Annotated in this window: 20 protein-coding genes; 9 read left to right on the top strand and 11 right to left on the bottom strand. The window is 71.2% G+C overall.

The genetic code is table 11. From position 1 onward, the window contains the following. Positions 1-44 precede the first annotated feature (44 nt). Together nagB and ACFWRO_RS36070 are read right to left on the bottom strand one after the other, a co-directional pair. Positions 45-830: a glucosamine-6-phosphate deaminase gene (gene nagB / locus ACFWRO_RS36075; RefSeq protein ID WP_362011382.1), complete on the bottom strand. Its 786-nt coding sequence runs from the start codon at positions 828-830 to the stop codon at positions 45-47. A gap of 172 nt (positions 831-1,002) precedes the next feature. Beyond that, the gene (locus ACFWRO_RS36070; protein ID WP_384518607.1) at positions 1,003-1,761 is read right to left on the bottom strand and encodes an SDR family oxidoreductase; all 759 of its coding nucleotides are present in this window, start codon (positions 1,759-1,761) and stop codon (positions 1,003-1,005) included. Positions 1,762-1,845: 84 nt separating this feature from the next. Here ACFWRO_RS36070 and ACFWRO_RS36065 point away from each other — a divergent pair, with 84 nt between their 5' ends. Both ACFWRO_RS36065 and ACFWRO_RS36060 read left to right on the top strand, forming a co-directional pair. Beyond that, complete coding sequence (locus tag ACFWRO_RS36065) at positions 1,846-2,460, top strand: TetR/AcrR family transcriptional regulator (protein WP_384518604.1); 615 nt, start codon at positions 1,846-1,848, stop codon at positions 2,458-2,460. 384 nt (positions 2,461-2,844) lie between these two features. Beyond that, on the top strand, positions 2,845-4,311 hold the full coding sequence (locus ACFWRO_RS36060) for a sensor histidine kinase (protein WP_384518612.1): 1,467 nt from the start codon (positions 2,845-2,847) through the stop codon (positions 4,309-4,311). Positions 4,312-4,464: 153 nt separating this feature from the next. Here the strand turns inward: ACFWRO_RS36060 and ACFWRO_RS36055 are convergent, their stop codons facing one another. Together ACFWRO_RS36055 and ACFWRO_RS36050 are read right to left on the bottom strand one after the other, a co-directional pair. Then, entirely contained in the window at positions 4,465-4,722 is a 258-nt protein-coding gene (locus tag ACFWRO_RS36055) for a WhiB family transcriptional regulator (protein WP_003953983.1), read from the bottom strand. Positions 4,723-5,039: 317 nt separating this feature from the next. Continuing rightward, positions 5,040-6,008, bottom strand: coding sequence for a diacylglycerol/lipid kinase family protein (locus ACFWRO_RS36050; protein ID WP_384518601.1), 969 nt, complete (start codon positions 6,006-6,008; stop codon positions 5,040-5,042). Between the two features lie 117 nt (positions 6,009-6,125). Between ACFWRO_RS36050 and ACFWRO_RS36045 the strand changes: the two genes are divergently transcribed. Then, positions 6,126-6,539, top strand: coding sequence for a hypothetical protein (locus tag ACFWRO_RS36045; protein ID WP_384518598.1), 414 nt, complete (start codon positions 6,126-6,128; stop codon positions 6,537-6,539). Between the two features lie 20 nt (positions 6,540-6,559). On the opposite strand, the gene ACFWRO_RS36040 is transcribed toward ACFWRO_RS36045, so the two are convergent. The 3 genes from ACFWRO_RS36040 to ACFWRO_RS36030 all read right to left on the bottom strand — a co-directional run bounded on the left by ACFWRO_RS36040 (position 6,560) and on the right by ACFWRO_RS36030 (position 8,439). Then, on the bottom strand, positions 6,560-7,513 hold the full coding sequence (locus tag ACFWRO_RS36040; RefSeq protein ID WP_384518596.1) for an RNA polymerase sigma factor SigF: 954 nt from the start codon (positions 7,511-7,513) through the stop codon (positions 6,560-6,562). Beyond that, positions 7,510-7,923: an anti-sigma regulatory factor gene (locus ACFWRO_RS36035; RefSeq protein WP_384518593.1), complete on the bottom strand. Its 414-nt coding sequence runs from the start codon at positions 7,921-7,923 to the stop codon at positions 7,510-7,512. The genes ACFWRO_RS36040 and ACFWRO_RS36035 overlap by 4 nt, the downstream gene beginning before the upstream one ends. A 255-nt stretch (positions 7,924-8,178) precedes the next feature. Then, entirely contained in the window at positions 8,179-8,439 is a 261-nt protein-coding gene (locus ACFWRO_RS36030) for a UBP-type zinc finger domain-containing protein (RefSeq protein ID WP_384518590.1), read from the bottom strand. A gap of 46 nt (positions 8,440-8,485) precedes the next feature. On the opposite strand from ACFWRO_RS36030, the gene ACFWRO_RS36025 reads away from it, so the two are divergent. Continuing rightward, complete coding sequence (locus tag ACFWRO_RS36025) at positions 8,486-10,078, top strand: Na+/H+ antiporter (RefSeq protein ID WP_384518587.1); 1,593 nt, start codon at positions 8,486-8,488, stop codon at positions 10,076-10,078. Positions 10,079-10,084: 6 nt separating this feature from the next. Here the strand turns inward: ACFWRO_RS36025 and ACFWRO_RS36020 are convergent, their stop codons facing one another. After that, positions 10,085-10,978 (bottom strand): 1-aminocyclopropane-1-carboxylate deaminase/D-cysteine desulfhydrase, encoded by an 894-nt coding sequence (locus ACFWRO_RS36020; protein WP_384518584.1) that lies wholly within the window; start codon positions 10,976-10,978, stop codon positions 10,085-10,087. Between the two features lie 29 nt (positions 10,979-11,007). Beyond that, complete coding sequence (locus ACFWRO_RS36015; protein WP_384518581.1) at positions 11,008-11,598, bottom strand: N-acetylmuramoyl-L-alanine amidase; 591 nt, start codon at positions 11,596-11,598, stop codon at positions 11,008-11,010. A 277-nt stretch (positions 11,599-11,875) separates the two neighbouring features. Here ACFWRO_RS36015 and ACFWRO_RS36010 point away from each other — a divergent pair, with 277 nt between their 5' ends. Both ACFWRO_RS36010 and ACFWRO_RS36005 read left to right on the top strand, forming a co-directional pair. Next, positions 11,876-13,291: a family 2B encapsulin nanocompartment shell protein gene (locus ACFWRO_RS36010; protein WP_384518578.1), complete on the top strand. Its 1,416-nt coding sequence runs from the start codon at positions 11,876-11,878 to the stop codon at positions 13,289-13,291. A 99-nt stretch (positions 13,292-13,390) separates the two neighbouring features. Then, positions 13,391-14,455, top strand: a complete 1,065-nt coding sequence (locus tag ACFWRO_RS36005; protein ID WP_384518609.1) for a family 2 encapsulin nanocompartment cargo protein polyprenyl transferase — start codon at positions 13,391-13,393, stop codon at positions 14,453-14,455. 78 nt (positions 14,456-14,533) lie between these two features. Here the strand turns inward: ACFWRO_RS36005 and ACFWRO_RS36000 are convergent, their stop codons facing one another. Further along, positions 14,534-15,109, bottom strand: coding sequence for a TetR/AcrR family transcriptional regulator (locus ACFWRO_RS36000; RefSeq protein ID WP_384518575.1), 576 nt, complete (start codon positions 15,107-15,109; stop codon positions 14,534-14,536). 129 nt (positions 15,110-15,238) lie between these two features. Here ACFWRO_RS36000 and ACFWRO_RS35995 point away from each other — a divergent pair, with 129 nt between their 5' ends. Genes ACFWRO_RS35995 through ACFWRO_RS35985 form a run of 3 tightly spaced genes read left to right on the top strand, consistent with a single transcriptional unit; the run spans position 15,239 to position 16,640 of the window. Then, on the top strand, positions 15,239-15,820 hold the full coding sequence (locus tag ACFWRO_RS35995; RefSeq protein WP_384518572.1) for a dihydrofolate reductase family protein: 582 nt from the start codon (positions 15,239-15,241) through the stop codon (positions 15,818-15,820). Between the two features lie 27 nt (positions 15,821-15,847). Further along, positions 15,848-16,177 carry a hypothetical protein gene (locus ACFWRO_RS35990; protein WP_384518569.1) on the top strand — a complete coding sequence of 110 codons (330 nt, stop codon included), beginning with the start codon at positions 15,848-15,850 and terminating at the stop codon, positions 16,175-16,177. 43 nt (positions 16,178-16,220) lie between these two features. Continuing rightward, complete coding sequence (locus tag ACFWRO_RS35985) at positions 16,221-16,640, top strand: DUF6304 family protein (RefSeq protein WP_384518567.1); 420 nt, start codon at positions 16,221-16,223, stop codon at positions 16,638-16,640. Between the two features lie 126 nt (positions 16,641-16,766). Here ACFWRO_RS35985 and ACFWRO_RS35980 read toward each other — a convergent pair whose 3' ends face one another. After that, on the bottom strand, positions 16,767-17,228 hold the full coding sequence (locus tag ACFWRO_RS35980; protein ID WP_384518564.1) for a group II truncated hemoglobin: 462 nt from the start codon (positions 17,226-17,228) through the stop codon (positions 16,767-16,769). Between the last annotated feature and the right edge of the window lie 139 nt (positions 17,229-17,367).

Below are 17,367 nucleotides of genomic sequence, written 5' to 3'. Positions count from 1 at the left end.
GCACCTGAACCAGGTGCCGGGCCCCTCTCACGTACGCACGGGTCCTAGATGCCCTGCCAGGTGGGCTTGTTGGCGAAGGTGTGGCGGAAGTAGTCCGCGAGCTTCAGCTTGGACGCGGCGGCCTCGTCCACGACGACCGTGGCGTGCGGGTGCAGCTGGAGCGCGGAGGCCGGCACGATCGCGGCGACCGGGCCCTCGACGGTCTGGGCCACGGCGTCCGCCTTGCCCTCGCCGGTGGCCAGGAGCACCAGGTGCCGGGCCTCCAGGATGGTGCCGATGCCCTGGGTGATGACGTGGTGCGGCACCTGCTCGATGTCGTTGTCGAAGAAGCGCGCGTTGTCGACACGGGTCTGCTCGGTGAGCGTCTTGATCCGCGTCCGGGAGGCGAGCGAGGAGCACGGCTCGTTGAAGCCGATGTGCCCGTCGGTCCCGATACCGAGGATCTGCAGGTCGACCCCGCCCGCCTCGCGCAGAGCCAGGTCGTAGGCCTCGCAGGCAGCCTGGACGTCCTCGGCCGAGCCGTCGGGGCCCATGAAGGCGTCCGCGGAGAGCCCGAGCGGCTCGACGACCTGACGCAGCACGGTGGAGCGGTAGGACTCCGGGTGCCCGGTGGGCAGCCCGACGTACTCGTCCAGCTGAGCGATCCGGGCGCGCGAGGCGTCCACGGAACCGGCCTTGACCTGGGCGATCAGGGCCTCGTAGATGGGCAGCGGAGTAGAGCCGGTGGCAACGCCGAGCAGCGCGTCGGGCTTGCGGCGCAGGAGGCCGGCGATGCCGTCCGCGATGAGCTCTCCGCCTGCCGTGGCGTCCGGGACGATGACAACTTCCACGCTGTGCCTGCCGATCTGGTGAGGGGCTGGTGAGGGGCCTGGTGGTATAGACCAATCAAAGCTCAATCTAGCAGAGCTGAGGCCGTCCGCTCAGGCCCTTCCAACCGGCGGACGGTGCCCTCCCCATGGTCGAACGGCACGCCCTCGGCAGCCACCGGAGCCCCACCCCCGGTCAGGCGATCGAACCTCCCGTCGCGTCGATCCACTGCCCCGTCACCCAGCGCCCGTCGTGCGAGGCCAGGAAGGCCACCACGTCGGCTATGTCCGCGGGCTCCCCGACCCGCCCGAGTGTCGAAAGCGCCGCCGCGCCCGCCCACGCCTCGTCGTTCCCGCGCAGCCACTTCGCGTTGATGTCCGTGTCCACGACCCCGGGCGCCACCGCGTTGACCGTGATGCCCCGCGCGCCGAGCACCTTGGACAGATAGCGCGTGAAGGTGTCCAGGGCGCTCTTGGACATCGCGTACGCGATCAGCTCGGGCATCATGGCGGCCTGGCTCAGGCCCGTGGAGACGTTGATGATCCGGCCCCCGTCGCGCAGCCGCTCCGCCCCCTGCTGCGCGAGGAAGAACGGCGCCTTCGTGTTGACCGCGAAGACCCGGTCGTACTCCGCCTCGTCGATCGTCGCGAACGGCTGCGAGGCCGTGATCCCCGCGTTGTTGACCAGGATGTCGAGCCCGTCCGCCCCCACCCGCTCGTCGAACCGCTCCCAGAGCGCCGCCGCGTCCCCGTCCGTCCCGAGCTCCTGGCCGATCGCGAACGCCTCGCCGCCCGCCGCCTCGATCGCCGCGACGGTCTCCTTCGCGGCCGTCTCATTGGCTCCGTAGTGCACCGCGACCCGCGCGCCGTCCCGGCCGAGCCGCTCGGCGATGCCCCGCCCGATGCCGCGGCTGCCGCCCGTGACCAGTGCCGTCTTCCCCGTGAGCGCACCCATGGGACGCCCCCCTCAATTCCGTAGTGGCTATTACAGAAAGGACCGTAGCACCACTTCCGTAGTGCCCGCTATAGAATTGGCGTCATGACGACAGGACAGCGCGGCCGCCCCCGCTCCTTCGACCGCCTCACGGCGCTGGAGCAGGCCACGATGGCGTTCTGGGAGCACGGGTACGAAACGACCTCCGTCGCCGACCTCACCCGCGCCATGGGCATCAGCGCCCCGAGCCTCTACGCGGCCTTCGGCGACAAGAAGGCCCTGTTCGAGGAGGTCGTGGAGGCCTACGCCGTCAGTTACGGCTCCTACGGCGGCCGGGCCCTCGCGGAGGAGCCGACGGCGCGCGGCGCGCTCGGCCGGATGCTCAGGGAGGCGGCGGACGTCTTCACCGACCCGTCCCACCCGCGCGGCTGCCTGATGATCTCCGCCGCGACGAACTGCTCCAACCCCGAGGTCGAGCAGACCCTGCGGGCGCGCCGCGCGCAGAACCTGGCGGCCTTCGAGGCGCGGATCCGCCGGGGCGTCGACGCGGGCGAGCTGCCCGCCGGCACGGACACCGGCACCCTGGCCCGGCTCTACGGCGCGGTCCTCCAGGGCATGTCCCAGCAGGCGCGCGACGGCGCGACGAGAGCGGAGCTGGAGGCGGTCGCGGAGGCGGCGATGCTGTCCTGGCCGACGGTGACGGTCGAAGGCAGCCGCTGAAGCGGCCCGCCCGGCCGCGAGCCGAAAGCCCGGCCGCCGGCTGAAAGCCCCCGGAAACACCCGCGGGCTACGGCGCCCGACGGGACCCTCAGCCCGTCCGGCACCGCAGCCCGGAGTTACCCGGCCGGGGATGTGCGGTCCCGCGGCCGTATGGGAGGTCTCGACGCAGTCAGGGCAGAGAGCGTCGATCACCTCGTCCGCCCTCCTGTGCGGGGAGGGCGGAGGTCTTTCACAGGGTGCTTCCCCGCCATTGTGGACTAGACCATTATTGTCTGTCCATCCATCGGCAGGGCCGCGTTCCCGGCCCATCCTCCAACACGAACGCCGTGAGATCCAGGTTCATCGCCCGATGAATCCGCAGGTACGCTCGCCCCTGTGCCCTCCATGAACGAGCTCGTCCGCCAGCACACCGCTCTGAGTGAGTCCGACCTCGAGTGGCTCCACCTGCTGGTCTCGGAATGGCAGCTGCTCTCCGACCTGTCCTTCGCCGACCTCGTCCTCTGGGTCCCCACCCTGGACGGCACCCGCTACGTCTCCGTCGCCCAGATGCGGCCGAACACCGGACCGACCTCCTATCAGGACGACATGGTCGGCCATCTGGTTCCGCGCGGCCGCCGCCCCCTGCTCGACGTCGCCCTCGACGAGGGCCGGATCGTGCGCGAGGGCGACCCGGAGTGGCGCGAGGAGGTTCCCGTACGGGTCGAGTCCATCCCCGTGCGCCGCGAGGGCCGGGTCCTCGGCGTGATCGCCCGCAACACCAACCTGCTCACCGTGCGGACCCCGTCCCGCCTGGAGCTGACCTACCTCCAGTCCGCCTCCGACCTGGCCCAGATGATCGCCGCCGGAACGTTCCCCTTCCCCGGGGAGGCGAGCGACATGGACTCCTCGCCGCGCGCCGGCGACGGGCTCATCCGCCTCGACGCCGACGGCATCGTCCAGTACGCCTCGCCCAACGCCCTCTCCGCGTACCACCGGCTCGGCCTCGCCGCCGACCTCGTCGGCCAGCACCTCGGCCAGATCACCGCCGAACTCGCCCCCTCCCGCGGCCCGGTCGACGAAGCCCTGGTCAAGCTGGCCTCCGGCTACGCACCGCGCGAGGCGGAGGTCGAGGGCAACGGCGGTGTGATCCAGCTCCGGGCGATCCCGCTCAAGCCCAAGGGCACCCGCATCGGTTCGCTCGTCCTGCTCCGTGACGTCACCGAACTGCGGCGCCGCGAGCGCGAGTTGATCACCAAGGACGCCACCATCCGGGAGATCCACCACCGGGTGAAGAACAACCTCCAGACCGTGGCCGCGCTGCTGCGCCTGCAGGCCCGCCGGATGGACTCCGACCAGGGCCGCGAGGCCCTCAACGAGGCCGTGCGCAGGGTCGGTTCGATCGCGATCGTGCACGAGACGCTCTCCCAGAACCTGGACGAGCGGGTGGAGTTCGACGAGATCGCCGACCGGGTGATCGCGATGGTCGCCGAGATCTCCCCGGGCAAGGTGACCTGCCGGCGCAACGGCCGCTTCGGCATCCTCGACGCCGAGGTCGCCACCCCGCTCGCCATGGTCCTCACCGAGATCCTCCAGAACGCCCTGGAGCACGCCTTCGCTCCGGCGGAGCACGGCTCGGTCGAGGTGACGGCCGTCCGCGGCGAACCCCGCGCCGACGCGCGGCTGTTGATCACGGTCAAGGACGACGGCCGCGGTCTGCCGGAGGGCTTCGACCCGCAGCGCGCGGGCAACCTCGGCCTGCAGATCGTACGGACGCTGGTGGAGGGCGAGTTGGGCGGCACCTTCGACATGCAGCCGGGCGCGGAGGGCGGGACGAAGGTCGTCCTCGACATCCCCGTGGAGCCCCAGAAGTGAACGCAACGCCGCTTGGATAGCAGCGAGCCCCGGACCGAAGAAGATCGGTCCGGGGCTCGAATGCTGTGGGTTACTGCTGCGCGCTGCGGCTCGAGAGCGGTGATTGCGTACGCGATGTACGCGCCGCGTGCCTCAGGCTTGTCGCGGGGGGCGTCAGGCGCTGGCGTTACGCGCCCGGTTGCGAGCGGCACGGCGCTTCATCGCGCGGCGCTCGTCCTCGCTGAGGCCACCCCAGACGCCGGAGTCCTGGCCGGACTCGAGCGCCCACTGCAGGCACTGCTCCATGACGGGGCAGCGGCGGCAGACGGCCTTGGCTTCCTCGATCTGCAGCAGCGCAGGACCGGTGTTGCCGATGGGGAAGAACAGCTCGGGGTCTTCCTCACGACAAACGGCGTTGTGACGCCAGTCCATGGCTGCTACCTCTCTTGGTATTACGTGCGGGTTGCTTGTGAATGTGAACGCTTTCACGAATCCCCCCGCAAGGGAAGGGCCGACTACCAGATGAACTGGTTGGGTCCTTGGACTGAGGAGGGGTTCTGGCTCTCAGTGGAGGCCGGTGTTGCGGGCCGTCCCGATCGCCAAGAAGAGACTCCCAAACCCCAGCAGCGGATACAACCCTTTCCGGAAAGTTTTTTTTGATTCCTCGGTGTCGGCTAGGTCACAGCCGTACTTCTAAGGGGTGGATGGCAGCCTAAACGTTCGAGTGAAAGGACTTTCGGCCCTTCCACTCACACAATCACACGCAGTGCACGGCGAACGCCTGTGAACGTCACGCTCGTACGCAGTCCGAGGTGGTCTCCGTCCATCTGCAGGGGGAGCGGAACCTTCGAATGCAAGGTGAAGTCCGTCAGATCGTGCAGAGACAGGGCGTGCTTGCCGTGCGGGCCGCGCTCGGGGGTCGAAGTGAGCAGCTGGGTGGCGTAGCGGGCCACGGCCGGGGTCGACAGACGGCTCAGTCCGAGGACGTCGAGAGCGGTGTCGAAGGAGGCCTCCGGGGACGCGTACACCGGACGATTGCCCAGGTAGGTCCAGGGGGAGGTGTTGCAGATTATGGAGAGGACCAGCTGCTCGACCGGGTCGTGGCCGGGGCGCTCCAGGGTGATCGTGCCGTGCCGGCGGTGCGGCTCCCCGAGGAACTGGCGGACCACCTGGCGGAGGTAGAGCGCGTGCGTGGATCTCTTGCCGCGTTCCCGCTGCTGTTCGACTCGTCCGATGACACCGGCGTCGAATCCGAATCCGGCGCAGAAAGTGAACCAGCGCCCCGGCACGGCCTCGTCCTCGGTCCCCGGCGTACCGGACGCGATCCCGAGGCTCACTGTGCGTGCACGGCGCTCACGGAGCGCGTCGAGCAGGGCGCCCGTCGCCTCGACGGCGTCGTTGGGCAGTCCGAGCGCGCGGGCGAAGACATTGGTGGAGCCGCCGGGCACGATCGCCAGGCCCGGAAGCCGGTCCGGATCGGGACCGTCGTACAGGAGTCCGTTGACGACCTCGTTGACCGTGCCGTCGCCGCCGAGGGCGACGACCATCTCCACGTCCCGGGACTCCGCGGCCCGGCGGGCGAGGTCGCGGGCGTGCCCGCGGTACTCGGTGGTGACGGTCTCCAGCTTCATCTCGCTCGCGAGGGCGTGGATGAGGACGTCACGGGTGCGGGCACTGGTGGTGGTGGCTGCCGGATTGACCACGAGAAGTGCGCGCATGGCCGCCAGGGTACCTACCCGGTGGTACTGATTCCCACTCGTGGCCACCTGGCGGACGGCCCCGGCGGACGGACCTGGACGCGGTCCCGGCCGACGGGCCCGGCTACCCTGCCGGGTATGAGCAGTACGGAGCAGACTCCCCGCCCTGTCCGGTTGACCGCGGCGGCCGCGGTGGCCGGCGTCGAAGCCCTCGCGCTGATGATCGGGGGCGTGTACGTGCTCGTGACCGCGCTCACCGGAGACCCCGACGGCCTGACGCAGGCGGTCATGGGCGGGGCGACCCTGATCGCGCTCGGCCTCATCCCGGGAGCCGCGGCGCGCGGACTGCTGCTGCGCCGGAGCTGGAGCCGGGGGCCCGCGATCATCACCCAGATCCTGGCCCTGCCGGTCGCCTGGCAGCTCCTCCAGGCGGACAGCGCCCTGATCCCCGGCGGCATCGCCCTCGCCGTCCTCGCCGTCACCGGGCTCGTTCTCCTCGTGAACCCCGCGACGACCGAGGCCCTGGGCATCGGTCGTCGCGGCGAGGCGTAACGGGCGCTACAGGTCGCGGCTCACTCCTCCACGAGGAGCTTCTCCCGCAGCTGCGCCAGCGTGCGCGCCAGCAGGCGGGAGACGTGCATCTGCGAGATGCCGACCTCCTGCGCGATCTGCGACTGGGTCATGTTCCCGAAGAACCGAAGCAGCAGGATCCGCTTCTCCCTGGGCGGCAGGTCCTCCAGGAGCGGCTTGAGCGACTCCCGGTACTCGACCCCCTCCAGGGCCTCGTCCTCCGCGCCGAGCGTGTCCGCGACCGCGGGGGACTCGTCGTCCGTGTCGGGCACGTCCAGCGAGAGCGTCGAGTAGGCGTTCGCCGACTCCAGGCCCTCCAGGACCTCCTCCTCGGAGATCCCGAGCCGCTCCGCCAGCTCGTGCACCGTCGGTGAACGGCCGTGCAGCTGGGACAGCTCCGCCGTCGCCGTCGTCAGCGAGAGCCGCAGCTCCTGGAGCCGGCGCGGCACGCGCACCGCCCAGCCCTTGTCCCGGAAGTGCCGCTTGATCTCGCCGACGACCGTCGGTGTCGCGTACGTCGAGAACTCGACGCCCCGCTCCGGGTCGAACCGGTCCACCGACTTGATCAGACCGATCGTCGCGACCTGCGTCAGGTCGTCGAGCGGCTCGCCCCGGTTGCGGAACCGCCGCGCCAGGTGCTCGACCAGCGGCAGGTGCATCCGTACCAGCTGATTGCGCAGCTCCGCCTTCTCCTGAGAGCCCTCCGGGAGCTCGCGCAGCTTGATGAAGAGCGCGCGCGCCCCGCTCCGGTCGTGCGGATCCGGCGCCTCCTGGTGGGCGCGCGGAACCTCCGGAACGTCCTCGGCCTTCTGCGGCTCGGCGTCCTTCGGGACCTCGTTGTGCTGCTCGTGCTCGCTCATCTGGACCGCCTGCTCCGTAGCGACCTCGATCTCGACCTCCGGATGCGGCCGCGCCTGCTGCTCAGGGATGCCGGCCGTCGCGTCCCCGCTCCTCACGCCGGGCCTGGCCCCGCGCCGCGCTGTTTGTACAGGCTGATGGTGACCGTCTTGTCCTCCGCCACGGTCGACTCGACCTTGCCGGCCAGCGCGGAGAGCACCGTCCAGGCGAAGGTGTCCCGCTCGGGGGCCCGGCCGTCCGTGGTGGGGGCGGACACCGTCACGTCGAGCGAGTCGTCGATCAGGCGGAAGACGCAGCTGAGGACGGAACCGGGTACGGCCTGCTGGAGCAGGATGGCGCACGCCTCGTCGACCGCGATCCGCAAGTCCTCGATCTCGTCGAGGGTGAAGTCCAAGCGCGCCGCGAGGCCGGCCGTGGCCGTACGCAGCACGGACAGGTAGGCACCCGCAGCGGGCAGCCGGACTTCCACGAAGTCCTGGGACCCGGGCTCGCCTGCGATCTGGGACACCCTCACCTCCAAGGTGGCACAAGCTCATTCGGGGTCCGGGGGGAGAAAGCCCCCCGAACCGGGCGGTGCGCAGTCGGTTGCGCAATCCGCGGTGACGCTATCGCGATCCATGCTGTCGTGTCGCCGTGGGCCCCGGTCGGCCCCAGCCCCCGTCTGTCACTCATGGTAAGGCCATGAGTACGGACAGTGGCTAGAGGTCTGCGGGGCCAATTGTGAGCGACCGACAGCCGATTGCCGGGGTGTCGTACCCAGCCCTCAGACGATCGAACCGTCCACGAAACACCAGCGCCAGAGCTCGTTCGGCTCGAAGGTCCGCATGACCGGGTGCCCGGTGGTCGAGAAGTGCCCGGTCGCGTGCCGCCCGGCGGAGGAGTCGCAGCAGCCCACGTGCCCGCACGTGAGGCAGAGCCGCAGTTGGACGGGGTGGGTCCCGTCGGTCAGGCACTCGGGACAGGTGTCGGTCAGCGGCGCCGGTTCGGGGCGCGGCATGTCGGCAACGTGCGGGCACTCGCTCATGATGGCCAGGTTACGTGCTGGAACGAGCCGGGGACGGGGCCGACGGATGGACGCACTGCAGTTGGTGGGGCTGGTCGCGGCGAGCGCCGCGGTGGCGGGCCTGGCCCGCAGGACACCGGTCCCCGCGCCGCTGCTCCTGGTGGCCGCCGGCCTCGCCGCCGCGTACCTGCCCGGCGTCCCCGACTACACCCTCGACCCGCACATCATCCTGCCGCTCATCCTGCCCCCGCTCCTCTACACGGCGGCGGTCGACTCCTCGTACCTCGATCTGCGGGCCAACATCCGGCCCGTCGCCCTGCTCTCGGTCGGGTACGTCCTCTTCGCCACCGTCGCAGTCGGCTGGCTCGCGTACGTGCTCGTCCCGGACCTGCCGCTCACGGCGGCGCTCGTGCTCGGCGCGGTCGTCGCGCCGCCGGACGCGGTCGCGGCGACGGCGATCGCCCGCAAGCTGGGGCTGCCGAACCGGATCACCACCATCCTCCAGGGCGAGTCCCTGGTGAACGACGCCACCGCCATCACCGCCTACAAGGTCGCCCTCGCCGCCGCCGTCGGCGAGGGCATGAGCTGGGCGGGCGGCCTCGGCGAGTTCGCACTCGCGGCGCTCGGCGGGATCGGCGTCGGCCTCGTCCTGATGGCCCCCATCCACTGGCTCCGCTGCCACCTCGGCGAGGCCCTGCTGCAGAACACCATGTCGCTCCTGATCCCCTTCGTCGCCTACGCGGCCGCCGAACAGGTCGGCGCCTCCGGAGTCCTCGCGGTGGTCGTCGTCGGCCTCTTCCTCGGCCACCGCAACTGGCAGGTCGACTTCGCGACCCGCCTCCAGGAGGAGGCCGTCTGGAGGATGGTCGCCTTCATCCTGGAGTCCGCCGTCTTCGCCCTCATCGGCCTCCAATTGCCGTACGTGGTCCAGGGCCTCGGGCGGTACGGGATCGGCGAGGCGGTCTGGTACGCCGTGGGGGTCTTCGTGGCCGTGGTCGTCGTCCGCTTCGTCTGGGTCTACCCCGCGACCTTCCTGCCCCGCCGGCTGTCGGCGCGGATCAGGGAGCGCGAGCCGGGCGTGGACTGGAGGGCGCCGCTGATCGTCGGCTGGGCCGGCATGCGCGGTGTCGTCTCGCTCGCCATCGCCTTCTCCGTCCCGGAGATGACGGACGGGGTGGAGTTCCCCGCCCGCAACCTCGTCCTGTTCCTCACCTTCACCACGGTCATCGGCACCCTGGTCGTCCAGGGACTCACCCTGCCCCCGCTGATCAGGCTCCTGAAACTCCCGCCCCGCGACACGTACAAGGAGACCCTCGCCGAGGCGCAGGCCCAGAGCGAGGCGTCCCAGGCGGCGGAGGAGCGCCTTCAGGCCCTCCTCGCCGACGAGCGCAACGCCCTGCCGGAGCCCCTCGCCGACCGGCTCCGCACGGTCCTGGAGCGGCGCAGGAACGCCGTGTGGGAGCGGCTCGGCTCGGTCAACGCGGTCACGGGCGAGACCGCCGACGACACCTACCGCCGGCTCTCCCGCGAGATGATCGAGGCCGAGCGCGAGGTCTTCGTCCAACTGCGGGACGACCGCCGCATCGACGACGAGATGCTCCGCACCCTGCTGCGCCGGCTCGACCTGGAGGAGGCGGCGGCCTTCCGCGAGGAGACGTAAAGGGGCTCAGGAGGGTGCGCCCGTCACCACCGCGGCGATCCTCGTTCCCGGGGCGAACGCGCCCTCCTCGGCGAGGGCGACAAGTCCGTGGAGCATTTTGGCGACATACAGTCGCTCGATGGCGAGTCCATGCCGCGCCTCGAAGTCCTCGGCGAACGCGTCGAGCGCCGGGTTCGTACGGGCGTAACCGCCGCCGTGGAAGCGCTCGTCGAGGCTCCAGTCGCCCCGGGGACCGCCGAACGCGGCGCGCTGCAGGGCGCGTACCTCCTCGCCCAGGAAACCGCCCCTGAGGACCGGGACGCCCAGCGCCCGCTGTTCGGGGCCCAGACCGGCTGCCAGGCCCGCGAGCGTGCCGCCGGTGCCGCAGGCGACGGCGACCACGTCCGCGCTCCCGCGCAGCTCGCGGCCGAGCTCCACGCAGCCCTCCACGGCGAGGGCGTTGCTGCCGCCTTCGGGGACGACGTACGTCCCCGAAGGGGACCGGTCGAGCAGCCCGGCGAGGACGTCGGGGTCGGACTTCGCGCGGTACGTGGCCCGGTCCACGAACACCAGCCGCATCCCGTCCGCCGCGCACCGCGCCAGCGAGGGGTTCAGGGGCCGGTCGGCCAGCTCCTGGCCCCGTACGACCCCGATCGTGTCGAAGCCGAGCAGCCGGCCGGCGGCGGCCGTCGCCCGCAGGTGGTTGGAGTACGCGCCGCCGAACGTCAGGACCGGGCGGCCGTCCGCCGCGCGCAGGTTGAGCGCGAGCTTGCGCCACTTGTTGCCGGGCAGGTCCGGATGGATCAGGTCGTCGCGCTTGAGCAGCAGCCGCAGGCCGTGGCGGGTCAAGCGTTCGTCCTCGACCGGCTCCAGGGGGGACGGGAGCCGGGGCCGCAGGCGGGCGAGGTCGAACGCGTTCACCCGGCCATTGTCCACCGGGGGGCCGGTGGCTACCGGAGGCGCTCGGCGATCCGCTTCCGCATCGAGGCCATCGTGAAGCCCCGCGGATCGACCTTGCCCGGCTGCCACTCCAGGTGGCCGATCACCGAGCGCTGGGTCCAGCCGTGGACCCGGCAGAGCGCCGCGGCCGCCTTCTCGATGGCCTCCAGCTGGACCTTGGGCCAGGGATCCTCCCCGTCCCCGAGGTTCTCGCACTCGAAGCCGTAGAAGTGCCGGTTGCCGTCGGTCGTGGCCTCGTTGTCCGGCGGGAGCCGCTGCTCGGCGATGACCGCCCGCAGGACGTCGTCGTCGCCCGCCCCCGCGTGGTTGGCGCGGCCGTAGCCGACCAGGTGGACCGTGCCGTCCTTGGCGATCACGCCGTGGCAGAGCGGCCCGGGCAGGGTGCTGTGGCCGTCCCGGCAGAGCCGCACGGTGTTCGCGGTGCCCCGGGTGACCGTGTGGTGGATCATCACGCCGTGGACGGGCCCCCAGGGGCCTTTGTGGTTGCGGTTGTGGGTGCGCCAGTCGCCGACCTCGACGACCGTCAGACCCTCGTCGCGCAGGGCGTCGAGGAACCTGCTCGCGGACACGGGTGGGGCCATGGCCGAACTCCTTAGGGATAGCGGGACATCGGGATGGCGGGGCACCGGAGAAGTTCCGCCGTACCGGAGTGTCCGCCTCCGGGCCACCTGTTCGGGCCGTGTGCGAGCCGATCCGGACACCGGGCCACGAGGCGGGCGGGGCAGGGCTGTTCGAGTGGAAACCGAGTGACATGCCCAGCCGGAAGCCGATCACTCCCACTCATTTGTGTAATGGCGCGCCCACGCTCCGTGCTGAAAGGCTTCCTCTCGCAGGTCATTCACATCGAGAGGGAGTTCCATGTCCGTTGGTTCGGTAGGCGACGAGGTACGCGCGGATCAGGCGACGCCGCAGCAGAGTCTCGGCACCGCCGCCGCACGGAACCTGGCGACCACCACCAAGTCCGCGCCGCAGATGCAGGAGATCACCTCTCGGTGGCTGCTGCGGATGCTGCCGTGGGTGCAGGTCCAGGGCGGTACCTACCGGGTGAACCGGAGGCTCAGCTACTCGGTGGGGGACGGTCGGGTCACCTTCGTCCAGACCGGCGAGCGCGTCGCCGTCATCCCCGCCGAGCTCGGCGAACTCCCGGCGCTGCGCGGGTACGAGGACGAGGAGGCCCTCACCGAACTCGCCTCCCGGTGCCGCCAGCGCGAGTACGCGCCCGGAGAGATCATCGCCACCGCGGGCGAGCCCACCGACCGCGTCCACCTCCTGGCGCACGGCAAGGTCGAGCAGATCGGCGAGGGGCCGTACGGCGACGAGGCGATCATCGGAGTCCTCGCCGACGGCGCGCACTTCGGCGACAGCGCGCTGACCCACCCGGACGCCACCTGGGAGTGGACCGCGCGCGCGGCCACCGCCTGCACCGTCCTCGAACTCACCCACGACGACGTGCGCAACCTCGCCGAGCGGGCCACCTCGCTCGCCGACCACCTCGCGAGCGTCGCCGCACTGCCCCACCAGCGCAGCAACCAGTTCGGCGAGGCCGCGATCGACCTCTCCGCCGGCCACGTCGGCGAGGCGGTCGTCCCGCACACGTACGTGGACTACGACGCCTCCCCGCGCGAGTACGAACTGTCGGTCGCGCAGACGGTCCTGAAGGTCCACAGCCGCGTCGCCGACCTCTACAACCAGCCGATGAACCAGACCGAGCAGCAGTTGCGGCTCACGGTCGAGGCGCTGCGCGAGCGCCAGGAGCACGAGCTGATCAACAACCGCGAGTTCGGCCTGCTCTCCAACTGCGACTACGAACAGCGCCTCCAGCCGCACGACGGCGTGCCCAGCCCCGACGACATGGACGAGCTCCTCTCCCGGCGCCGGGGCTCGAAGATGTTCATCGCGCACCCGCGCGCCATCGCCGCCTTCGGCCGCGAGTGCAACCGGCGGGGCCTCGTCCCCGAGTCCATCGAGATCAACGGCAACCGGATCCCGACCTGGCGCGGTGTCCCGATCTACCCGAGCAACAAGATCCCGGTCTCGGACGCCCGGACCACGTCCATCATCTGCATGCGTACGGGCGAGGACGAGCAGGGCGTCATCGGTCTGCACCAGACGGGCATCCCGGACGAGATCGAGCCCAGCCTCTCGGTGCGCTTCATGGGCATCGACGAGCAGGCGATCATCTCCTACCTGGTCACGGCCTACTACTCGGCCGCGATCCTGGTGCCCGACGCGCTCGGAGTCCTGGAGAACGTGGAGGTCAGCCGCTGGCGCTGACGCGCCGGCCCCGGTGACCGTGGCGGGGGTCCGTGCCGACCGGCCCCCCGCCACGACCTCACACGCCAAGCGACTCACGAAAGAGGGGGAAGTGTGACCATGACCCGCGACGGGCGGCCGGGACCACGGGCGGACGCCGTGGGCGACACCCAAGGCGCCGTGACGCTCCTCGACCAGACACGGAGCGTCGTCAATCCCCAACTACGGTCGACCATCGAGTCGTTGCCGGGCTCCATACGGCGCGTCGCGATGTACCACTTCGGCTGGGAGCAGGCCGACGGCTCCCCGGCCACCGGGCAGACGGGCAAGGCCATCAGACCCGCCCTCGTGCTCGCCGCCACCCGCGCGCTCGGCGGTGACCCGGCGCCCGCCGTGCGGGCCGCCACGGCCGTGGAGCTCGCGCACAACTTCACGCTGCTCCACGACGACATCGTGGACGAGGACCCGACCCGCCGGCACCGGCCCACGGCCTGGACGGTGTTCGGCATCCCCGACGCGCTGATCGCGGGCGACGCCATGCTCGCCCTGGCGTTACGGCTGCTCGCCGAGGACGGTCACCCGGCCTCGGCGGCCGCCTCGGCCCGGCTCGCCGCCGCCGTCATCGAGCTCTGCGCCGGGCAGCAGGCGGACTGCGCCTTCGAGCACCGCGCCCCGCGCGAGGTGACCCTGGACGAGTGCCTGGCGATGGCCACCGCCAAGACGGGCGCCCTGCTCGGCTCCGCCTGCGCCCTCGGCGCGCTGTACGCGGGCGCGGGGGAGGAGGAGGTCGCGGCGATGGACGCGTTCGGCCGGGAGGCCGGGCTCGCCTTCCAGCTCATCGACGACCTGATCGGCATCTGGGGCGACCCGGAGCGCACGGGCAAGCCCGCGGGCGCCGATCTCGTCGCCCACAAGAAGTCGCTGCCGGTGGTCGCGGCGCTCGCCTCGGGCACGGCGGCCGGGGAGGAGCTGGCCGAGCTGTACGACCGTAAGGAACTCGACGCCGCGGCGGTACGGGCGGCGGCGGACGCCGTCGAGCGGGCCGGCGGCCGGGACTGGGCGCAGGCCCAGGCGGCCGACCTGATGGCCCGCGCGGTCGAGCATCTCTCCCGGGCGGTACCGGACCTGGAGGCCGCCGGGGACCTGCTGGCCCTGGCGGAGTTCGTCACACGCCGGACGCGGTGACGGGCGGGCGCGGGGGCGGGTGAGCGCGGGCGCCGACCCGGTGGGCACGGAGGTCGGGCGGGCACGGAGGCCGGGCGGTCAGGACTCCGGGACGATCCGGTTGACCACGGTCTCGATGAGGTCGTCCAGCTCGCGGTCGTCGTGGAGGCCGGGGACCGTGAAGTGGTCGAAGAGCAGCCCGGTGAGGGCGAAGTAGAGCAGCCGGACCGTGTCCGCGTCGCCCGGCATCCCGGACTCGATGTGCGTGCGGATGTTGAAGTCGAGGTCAGAGCGCAGCACCTTGGTGAGCTGCGTGCGCAGTTCCGGGCGGCGCGTGGCCTCCAGGCGGAGTTCGAAGAGGCCCAGATAGCAGGTGCGTTCGGCGGCCATCCGCCGGGCGAGCCAGCGCATCAGCTCGACGACCAGGGCGCGGCTGGGCTTCGGCTCCATGGCCGCGACGAGCGAGTCCGGCTCCGGGGTCATCCGGACGAAGATGCGGTCCGCGACCTGGGAGAGCAGCTGGTCCCGGTCGGAGAAGTAGTTGGACGAGGTGCCCGTGGGGACGCCCGCCCGGGCGTCCACGGCTCGGAAGGTGAGCCCACGGGCGCCTTCGTCCCCGAGCACCTCGATCGCCGCGTCGAGCAGGGCCGTACGACGTGCCTGGTTCCTGGCCACCGGACCTCCTGATTCCGCTTCTCGTTGGATTTCTTCGGAAGATAGCTCTTGCGTAACCACTACAAGTGAAGCACTATAACCGTCGTGGTTGCGATCGCAGCTCACGACGTGAAGACGAAAAGGACCGGTTTGCGCAAGCTCACCTATTTCATCGCCTGCTCCATCGACGGCTTCATCGGCGACCCCGATGGTGACGCCGCGTCCATGTACCAGTACGTGGACGAGCAGTTCCTGGAGTTCCTGAAGGGCGAGTACCCCGAGACGCTCTCGGCGCAAGGGCGTGAGGCCCTCGGGATCGACTCCGAACACAAGCGCTTCGACACGGTCGTCCAGGGCCTGAAGTCGTACAAGGTCGCCCTGGACGTCGGCGTCACCAGCCCCTTCGCCCACCTCCGGGAGATCGTCGCGACCCGCTCGCTCACCGAGTCGCCCGACGCGAACGTCGAGCTGATCGCCGACGACCTGGTCGGCCGGGTGCGCGAGCTCAAGGCCGAGGACGGCGCGCTCGGCATCTGGCTCTGCGGCGGTTCGCAGATCGCCGGCGAGCTCATCGAGGAGATCGACGAGCTGACCATCAAGACGTACCCGCAGGTCTACGGCTCCGGCATGCCGATGTTCGGCGCCGGCTTCGAGCCCCGCGACTTCGAGCTGGGCGAGGTGCGCGTCTTCGACAACGGGACGCTCGTCCGGACGTACACCAGGAAGCGGTGACCGGAGGCGCGCCCTACCCTGGGAGGTATGGGCAGCGAGACCCCGCGTACCGTACGGGACCCGCAGGCCACGCCCACGTGCCAGGCCTGCGGACAGCCCGTCGGTATCCACGCGAAGCGGCACAAGGTCCTGGGGGCCTGGGTGCCGGAGTGGGAAGTGCAGCCGTGCCGGAATCCCCGGTGCGCGCGTTACGAACGTCCTGAGGGAGCCGAGGGCCCGGAGGGCGGCGGGGAAGCCGCTCCCGAGGGCGGCGAGGAGGCCGCTCCCGAGGATGGCGCGGAAGGCGGTACGGAAGCCGCTACCACGCATGTGACCGGCAAGAACGGCGAGATCGGGAGAAGTCCGGCCACAGGGTGACCGGGCCGCGCGAAGGAGTCGTTCCGCCCGCTACAGTCCGCGCATGTCATCGGAGTCGACGGAAGTCTGGACCGGCTGGTACCGGGACCGCAGCGGCGCGGAAGCGATCGCGATCACGGTGGACGGACAACAGGTGTCCGCCCGCATCAGGGGTGTCGCGTACACGGGCGCGACCTTCGCCGCACTGAGCGCGGCGGAGAAGGGCGGCGAAGCCCTCACCGGGTGCGTACTGGAATGGGACCTGCCGCTTCCCGTCGTCCTGGACGGCGCCAGCCAGCCGGCCACCCTCAGCTGCCTGCTGACGCTCGGCGAGCGCGCGGATCTGAGCCTGACCCTGCACTACGGCGGGACGGCCTACGAATCGGGCATCGCCGGCGGCGACTTCGAGGAGGCGCTCGTCCGGGTGCGGCGCCAGCTTCCGGCGGGGGCGGCGTTCGGCCGCCGGCTGCTCCAGACGGCCTGAGGGCTGGGGCCTGGGGCTCGGGGCGTACGGCGGTCGGGGCGGACCCGAGGGTCGGACCAGGCCGCCAGGCCAGGCAGGCCAGATGGTCGGACCAGAGGGTCAGGCCAGGCGGTCAGACCCGAGGGGTCAGGCCAGGCCGTCCCAGCCCCAGCGCGGAGTCGGACCGGGTTCGCCGAGGTCCGTGCCGGGTGCCTCGCCCGAGACGTCCTTGGCGATCTTCGTCCCCCAGTCGAAGTACTCCACCACCCGGCGGCGCAGCAGGGCGTCGTCCGGCAGCTCCTTCTCCACCGCCGCCGTCATCAGCTCCATCCAGCGCAGCCGCTGCTCCTCCGTGATGGCGAGCCCGAGATGGGCGCGGAGCAGCGCCTGGTGCCCGCCCAGTTCCGCCGTGAACTCGGCGGGCCCCGAGAACACCTCGGACAGCCAGACGGCGACGTGCTCGACGTGGGCGGGGGTGAAGTCGGCGAAGACGGGTGCGAGGAGTGGGTCGGCCAGGACCGCCTCGTAGAAGGTGTCGGAGAGCCGGCGCAGCGCGTCGGCGCCGCCCACGGCCTCGTACAGGGTGTTCGTGCGACGCTCGGCGGTCACGGGGACGCCTCCGGGTTCGGTCCGTCCGGGATGTGTCCCCACAGCATTCACTCAACACGGCCTGAAACCAAGGATGTTCGCCCACGGCACGCGCGGCGTTCGCGTAACCCGCGGCGGGGCGGACGGCCGTGAGCCGTCC

Origin of the sequence: Streptomyces sp. NPDC058579 (assembly GCF_042718575.1) — a bacterium.
GTDB lineage: Bacteria > Actinomycetota > Actinomycetes > Streptomycetales > Streptomycetaceae > Streptomyces.
Note: the sequence above shows the minus strand (reverse complement) of the source record. Positions and strands in the feature narration are given on the sequence as shown.